The sequence below is a fragment of the Actinoplanes sp. NPDC051405 genome, assembly GCF_055586185.1.
The window spans coordinates 140,485-147,700 of the sequence record NZ_JBVJIR010000019.1 but is presented as its reverse complement, the minus strand read 5'-3'; the positions used below and the strand labels follow the sequence as shown (position 1 = coordinate 147,700).

Below are 7,216 nucleotides of genomic sequence, written 5' to 3'. Positions count from 1 at the left end.
ACGCCCCCCCCCCCCCCCCCCCCCCCCCCCCCCCCCCCCCCCCCCCCCCCCTCCCCCCTCCTCCCCCCCCCCCCCCCCCCCCCCCCCCCACGGTGCTGTTAGTAAGGTTGGCCCATCATGACGCTCACCGAACGCCTTCCGGGCACCGCCGAACCCGACGCCGTCTTCGATGCCTTCCAGGGCTGGGTGAGCGAGCAGGGCCTGACGCTCTACCCGCACCAGGAGGAGGCGCTCATCGAGATCGCCACCGGGGCGAACGTCATCCTCAACACCCCCACCGGCTCGGGCAAGAGCCTGGTCGCCACCGGCGCGCACTTCGCCGCCCTGGCCGACAAGCGCACCACCTTCTACACCGCGCCGATCAAGGCGCTGGTCAGCGAGAAGTTCTTCGCCCTGTGCGCGGTCTTCGGCGCGCACAACGTCGGCATGCTCACCGGCGACGCCAGCGTCAACGCCGACGCCCCGATCATCTGCTGCACCGCGGAGATCCTGGCCAACCTGGCCCTGCGCGAGGGCGCCGACGCCGACGTCGGCCAGGTCGTCATGGACGAGTTCCACTTCTACGCCGAGCCCGACCGGGGCTGGGCCTGGCAGGTGCCGCTCATCGAGCTGCCGCAGGCCCAGTTCATCCTGATGTCGGCGACCCTGGGCGACACCACCCGCTTCGTCGACGACCTGAGCCGGCGCACCGGCCGGCCCACGGCCGTGGTCAGCAACACCGAGCGGCCGGTCCCGCTGGTCTTCCAGTACGCGATGACCCCGCTGCACGAGACCATCGAGGAGCTGCTGACCACCCGGCAGGCACCGGTCTACATCGTGCACTTCACCCAGGCCGCCGCCCTGGAACGGGCTCAGTCGCTGATGAGCATCAACATGTGCACCCGCGCCGAGAAGGACGCGATCGCCGCGGCCATCGGCAGCTTCCGGTTCACCGCCGGCTTCGGGCGCACCCTGAGCCGGCTGGTGCGCCACGGCATCGGCGTGCACCACGCCGGCATGCTGCCCAAGTACCGCCGGCTCGTCGAGACCCTCGCGCAGGCGGGCCTGCTCAAGGTCATCTGCGGTACGGACACCCTCGGCGTCGGCATCAACGTGCCCATCCGGACCGTGCTGTTCACCGGCCTGAGCAAGTACGACGGGGTCCGTACCCGGCTGCTCAAGGCCCGTGAGTTCCACCAGATCGCCGGGCGGGCCGGGCGGGCCGGCTACGACACCCTCGGCACGGTCATCGTGCAGGCCCCCGAGCACGTCATCGACAACGAGCGGATGCTGGCCAAGGCCGGCGACGACCCGAAGAAGCGCCGCAAGGTGGTCCGCAAGAAGCCGCCGGAGGGCACCATCGGCTGGGGCCAGCCGACCTTCGACCGGCTGGTGGCGGCCGACCCGGAGCCGCTGACCTCGTCGTTCCAGGTGTCGCACGCGATGCTGCTCAACGTGCTGGTCCGCGGCGGCGACCCGTTCACGGCGATGCGGCACCTGCTCACCGACAACCACGAGGAGCCGGCCGCCCAGCGCCGGCACATCCGCCGGGCCCTGGCCATCGCCCGGGCGCTGCTGGCCGGTGGGGTCATCGAGCGGGTCGAGACCGACGACGGCATCCGCTACCGCCTCACCGAGGACCTGCAGATCGACTTCGCGCTCAACCAGGCGCTGTCGCCGTTCGCGCTGGCCTGCCTGGAGCTGCTCGACCGGGAGTCGCCGGAGTATCCGCTGGACGTGGTCTCGGTCATCGAGGCGACCCTGGAGGACCCGCGCCAGGTGCTGTCCGCGCAGCAGTTCAAGGCCAAGGGCGAGGCCGTCAACGCGATGAAGGCCGAGGGCATCGAGTACGACCAGCGGATGGAGCTGCTCGAGGAGGTCACCTACCCCAAGCCGCTGCTGCCGCTGCTGGAGGGCGCGTACGAGACCTACCGGGGCGGGCACCCGTGGGTCGCCGACTACGAGATCAAGCCCAAGGCCGTGGTCCGCGACATGTACGAGCGCGCCATGACCTTCACCGAGTACGTCTCGTTCTACGGCCTGTCCCGCTCCGAGGGGCTGGTGCTGCGGTATCTCGCGGACGCGTTCCGGGCGCTGCGCCAGACCGTGCCCGAGGACGCCCGCACCGAGGAGCTCACCGACCTGATCGAGTGGCTGGGCGAGCTGGTCCGGCAGGTCGACTCCAGCCTGCTCGACGAGTGGGAGCGGCTCCGCAATCCGGGCGCCGAGATCGTCGAGGTGTCGCCGCTGGACGACAAGCCGCCGGCGGTCACCCGCAACGTGCGGGCGTTCCGGGTGCTGGTGCGCAACGCCATGTTCCGCCGGGTCGAGCTGTTCGCCCTGCGCCGGGCGGAGGACCTGGGCGAGCTGGACGCCGAGTCGGGCTGGAACACCGATCGCTGGATCGAGGCCCTGGAGGACTACTACGCCGAGTATCCGGTGGTCGGCACCGGGCCCTCGGCGCGCGGGCCGGCGCTGCTGCACATCGAGACCACGCCGACGGTGTGGAAAGTGCGGCAGGTCTTCGAGGACCCCGAGGGTGACCACGACTGGGGCATCGAGGCCGAGGTCGACCTGGCGGCCAGCGACGAGCTCGGCGCCGCGGCGATCCGGATCACGGCGGTGGGCCCGCACTGAGCGCCGGCGGGTCGGCGCCGGCCGCCGCTGTCCGCAGCGGCAGGCACACGGTGAAGGTGGTGCCGGCCCCGGGTTCGCTGGTGACCTCGATGTAGCCGTCGTGGTCGCGCACGATCCGCTGGGCGATGGTCAGGCCCAGCCCGGTGCCGCCGGTCGCGCGCTGCCGGGCCGGGTCGGCCCGCCAGAAACGGTCGAAGACGCGCAGCAGATCCTCCGGGGTCATGCCGACGCCGGTGTCGCGTACGGTCAGCACGGCCTCCGCGCCGCGCTCACGGACGCGTACCAGGACGTGGCCGCCGGTGTCGGTGTAGCGCACCGCGTTGGTCAGCAGGTTGCCCAGGACCTGGCGCAGCCGGTCCGGGTCCGCCTCGACCCACACCGGGGCCGGCACGTCCACGGTCAGCGCGATGCCCGCCTCGGCGGCGACCGCCCGGTGCACGGTCGCGCCGACCTGCACCAGGTCGGCCAGGTCGATCGGGCCCTTGGCGTAGCGCAGGTCGCCCACCTCGGCCAGGGCCAGCACCTGCAGATCGTCGAGGATGCGCCGCTGGAGCATGGTCTCCTCGTGCAGCGAGACGAACAGCTCCCGGCTCGGCTCGACCACCCCGTCGGAGAGTCCCTCGAGGTAGCCGCGCAGGTTCGACAACGGCGTACGCATCTCGTGCGCGACGTCGGCCACCAGCCGCCGCTGGCGTTCCTCGCTGCGCTGCACCGCCTCGGCCATGGCGTTGAACGTCTGCGACAGCCGGGCCAGCTCACCGCGGCCGGAGGTGGGCACCCGCACGTTCAGCCGGCCGCCGGCGAGCAGCCGCGAGGCCTCGGTGAGCCGGCGTACCGGATGGCTGACCAGGCGGGCGATCCAGGCCGTGCCGATCAGCGCCACCACGATCAGGCCGGCGGCGCCGAAGGCGGCGGGCCGGCCGAGCTGGCCGACGTCGGTCTCGCCGGACGCGCCGAGGTAGAGCTGCAGCGGCAACGCGGCTGACACCCCGGCCCGGTCGTTGAAGGTGGTCGCCGCGCAGTTGCGGTCCTCGTCGGGCGCCCCCGGCGCGCTGCACTGCCGATACGTCAGCAGGTCGATGTCGATGCGCCTGCGGTTCTCCAGCACCAGCTCCGACGCCTTGCGCACGCACCCGGCGTGCTCGGTGAGCTGCCGCTGGGTCAGATACGGCGCCCGGTCGGTCAGCAGGACCGCCTCGGTGCCGGGCTTCTCGTCGGCGATGCACCGCACGGCGACCAGCGCCGCCCGGTACTGGGCGAGCTGGCGCAGCATCCCTGCCACCGGTGTCCGCTCGACGGGGCGGACCGGGTCGGGGGCCGGGCCGAACAGCGGTACGGTCAGCAGCGCGGTGGCCGGGACCCCCTTGGCGAGCAGAGCGGCCAGCGCCGGCTGAGCGGCGGCGTCGGCGGCCCAGGACTCCAGCTGCGGCCGCGGGTCGATCAGCATGGGGCCGGGGCGTACCGGGCCGGCGGCGCGACCGGCGATGTTGTCCGTGTCGACCAGCACCGTCTGGTCCAGGGTGATCAGCCGGATGTGCAGGCCGGTCTGCCGGGACAGCTCCGCGGCGAGAGCGTCCACGCCGGGCCACCGCCCGTGCAGCAGGCCGTAACGGGCCACCTGGTCGGCGATCTCGTAGCGGTGCCGGTCCGCGCTGTCCTGGGCCTCGTTGAACGCCCGGGAGGTCAGGCTCAGCGTCAGCCAGGCGGTCGCCCCGATCGCCGTCACGGCCACCACCATGACCAGCAGGAAGATCCGCAGCCGGAAGCTCATTGCTCGGCCATCCGGTAACCGCGGCCGTACACGGTCTGCACGTACCGGGGCTCGGCCGGGTCGGCCTCGATCTTGCGGCGCAGGTTGACCACGTGGGCGTCGACCGTGCGCTCGGAGACGTCCTGCTCGAAGCCGAAGGTCCGGTCGATGATCTGCCCCCGGGTGAAGACCCGGCCGGGCTCGCGGGCCAGCAGCTCGACGATTCCGAACTCCTTGGCGGTCAGGTGCACCGTGGCCCCGCCGACCCGGACCTCGAAACGGCCCGCGTCCACCTCGAGCTCACCGACGCGCAGGGTCGCGGACTGCCCGTCGGTCGTGCCGATCCGGCGCAGCAGGGCCCGGACCCGGGCGGTCAGCTCCCGCGGGCTGACCGGCTTGGCCAGGTAGTCGTCGGCGCCGATGTCCAGGCCCAGCAGCATGTCGTTCTCCGACGAGCGGGCGGTCACCAGCAGGATGGCGACCGGCGACGACTCCGCCCGCAGGATCCGGCACACGTCGAGCCCGTCGACCAGCGGCATCATGACGTCGAGGATCAGCAGGTCGGGCCGGCGGGCCCGGGCCTGTTCCAGCGCGGCCCGCCCGTCGCCGACGGTGAGCACGTGGTGGCCCTCGCGCTCCAGGTACAGGCGAATGAGCTGGGCGTGCTTGGGGTCGTCGTCGGCTACCAGGATCCGGGCGGTCACGGACGCGATTCTCACCCAGGCGGTCAACCCCCGCGCTGAATGTCAGATTCCGATGAAGATCCGGTCCGGTTCCGGTCCGTCCACGGTTCCCGGCCACTTCCTCACAGGTCCTTCATAACCGGCTTCCTACGGTGCAGACCCGCCGTCAACCGAAGGAGTGCCACGATGTGTGGTCTGAGCGTGTTCGTGAGCAGCCGGGCGCACGCCGGTGTCCCCGACCCCGCGTCGGCCGCCGCCTTCGCCGAGGCGCTGGCCACGATGCACCACCGGGGGCCAGACGACACCCAGATCGAGTACGGCGACGGCCTGGCCTTCGGCTTCCAGCGGCTGGCGATCGTGGACGTGGCCGAGAGCCGGCAGCCGGCGCACTACCCGTTCGACGGTCCGCAGGCCGGACGCTGGACCGTGGTCTTCAACGGCGAGATCTACAACTACCTCCAACTGCGGGCGGACCTGATCCGGGAGCACAGCGCCACCTTCGCCACCCACGGCGACACCGAGGTGCTGGCCGCGGCGTTCCACTACTGGGGTGCGGCGGCGCTGTCGCGGCTGCGGGGGATGTTCGCGTTCGTCGCGTACGACCACTGGACCGGCACCGTGCACGCCGCCCGCGACCCGTTCGGGATCAAGCCGCTGTACCTGCTGGAGACCTCGGACGGGCTGTTCCTGGCCAGCGAGCGCAAGGCGCTGCTGCCGTTCAGCGGCGACTCCGGGGCGGCCCTGGACACCGACGCTCTGGCCCACTACCTGACCCTGCAGTACGTGCCGGACCCCATGACACTGCACCGGCACGTGCGGCGGCTGCCGCCGGGACACCGGATGACCTGGACCCCCGGCGGCGGCCTGCGCCTGGACCGCTACTTCCGGCCGTCGCTGCGGCCGTTGCACGTACGGCCGGACGTGGCGATCCACGCCATCCGTGACGCGTTGCGCGACAGCGTCCGCAAGCACCTGCACGCCGAGGTGCCGGTGGGGGCGTTCCTGTCCAGCGGGGTGGACTCGTCGGCCATCGTCGCGCTGGCCGCCGAGGTCAAGCCGGACCTGCACGCGTTCACCGCCGGTTTCGCCCAGGAGGGCTACTCCGAGATCGAGATTGCCCAGCACACGGCGGACCAGCTCGGGGTACGGCTGACCCCGACGGTGGTCACCGAGGACGACGTCATCCGGGAGCTGCCGCGGATCGTGCAGCTGCTCGACGACCCGGTCGCGGACCCGTCGCTGGTGCCGCTCTACTTCCTGGCCCGTACGGCGTCCCGGCACGTCACCGTGGTGCTGTCCGGGGAGGGCTCCGACGAGCTCTTCGGCGGCTACACGATCTACCGCGAGCCGATGTCGCTGGCCGGCATCGAGCGCCTGCCGGCCGGCATGAAGCGTGGTCTGCGCAGCCTGTCGAAGGTCATCCCGGAGGGCGTGAAGGGCCACAGTTTCCTGGAGCGCGGCACCACCCCGATCGAGGAGCGCTACTACGGAAACGCCCGGATCTTCTCCCCCGCGGAGAAGGCGGAGCTGATGCGCTTCACCGCCGACCCCCACACGGTGATCACCGGCAAGCTGTACGCGGAGACCGCCGACGTCGACGACGTCGCCTCGATGCAGTACGTGGACCTGCACACCTGGCTGCCCGGCGACATCCTGACCAAGGCCGACCGGATGTCGATGGCGCACTCGCTGGAGCTGCGCGTGCCGTTCCTGGACCAGGCGGTGTACGCGGCCGCGGCGGGACTGCCCACCGAGATGAAACTCCCGGCCGGCAGCCGAACGACCAAGTACGCGCTGCGCGAGGCCATGCGCGGCATCGTGCCCGAGTCGGTGCGCGACCGCCGCAAGCTGGGCTTCCCCACCCCGACCCGGCTGTGGCTCAAGGGCGCCATCGGCGACTGGATCGCCGAGCTGATGGCCGGCTCGCAGACCGGGCACCTGCTCGACCTCGGCTACGCCCAGCGGCTGCTGGCCGAGCACCGGGCCGGCGTGGCCGACAACTCCCGCAAGGTCTGGACGGTGGCGATGTTCTGCCTGTGGCACGCGATCACGGTGGAACGGTCGCTGAACCCGGCCCCGACTCAGCCGGCGGCGACCGCGGCAGCGTGAGCTCAGCAACGCGCCCGTCCGTCCGAAGGTCAGGTACGGGACGGCTGGGGTCGATGCT

4 protein-coding genes are annotated in these 7,216 nt (G+C 72.0%); 2 read left to right on the top strand and 2 right to left on the bottom strand.

Annotation, left to right across the window (positions count from 1 at the left end; translation table 11 throughout):
- The first annotated feature begins 117 nt into the window (after positions 1-117).
- On the top strand, positions 118-2,616 hold the full coding sequence (locus ACZ6S4_RS34690) for a DEAD/DEAH box helicase (protein ID WP_465478954.1): 2,499 nt from the start codon (positions 118-120) through the stop codon (positions 2,614-2,616).
- On the opposite strand, the gene ACZ6S4_RS34685 is transcribed toward ACZ6S4_RS34690, so the two are convergent.
- Both ACZ6S4_RS34685 and ACZ6S4_RS34680 read right to left on the bottom strand, forming a co-directional pair.
- Positions 2,594-4,387, bottom strand: a complete 1,794-nt coding sequence (locus ACZ6S4_RS34685) for a sensor histidine kinase (RefSeq protein ID WP_465478953.1) — start codon at positions 4,385-4,387, stop codon at positions 2,594-2,596. The genes ACZ6S4_RS34690 and ACZ6S4_RS34685 overlap by 23 nt on opposite strands.
- Positions 4,384-5,079: a response regulator transcription factor gene (locus ACZ6S4_RS34680; RefSeq protein ID WP_465479028.1), complete on the bottom strand. Its 696-nt coding sequence runs from the start codon at positions 5,077-5,079 to the stop codon at positions 4,384-4,386. The genes ACZ6S4_RS34685 and ACZ6S4_RS34680 overlap by 4 nt, the downstream gene beginning before the upstream one ends.
- A 156-nt stretch (positions 5,080-5,235) precedes the next feature.
- Between ACZ6S4_RS34680 and asnB the strand changes: the two genes are divergently transcribed.
- Positions 5,236-7,158 (top strand): asparagine synthase (glutamine-hydrolyzing), encoded by a 1,923-nt coding sequence (gene asnB / locus ACZ6S4_RS34675; RefSeq protein WP_465478952.1) that lies wholly within the window; start codon positions 5,236-5,238, stop codon positions 7,156-7,158.
- Positions 7,159-7,216: the final 58 nt, after the last annotated feature.

Excerpts from the sequence above, each read along its gene's own strand:
- ACZ6S4_RS34685 (WP_465478953.1), bottom strand. The coding sequence starts at position 4,387 with ATGAGCTTCCGGCTGCGGATCTTCCTGCTGGTCATGGTGGTGGCCGTG.
- ACZ6S4_RS34690 (WP_465478954.1), top strand. The coding sequence starts at position 118 with ATGACGCTCACCGAACGCCTTCCGGGCACCGCCGAACCCGACGCCGTC.
- asnB (WP_465478952.1), top strand. The coding sequence starts at position 5,236 with ATGTGTGGTCTGAGCGTGTTCGTGAGCAGCCGGGCGCACGCCGGTGTC.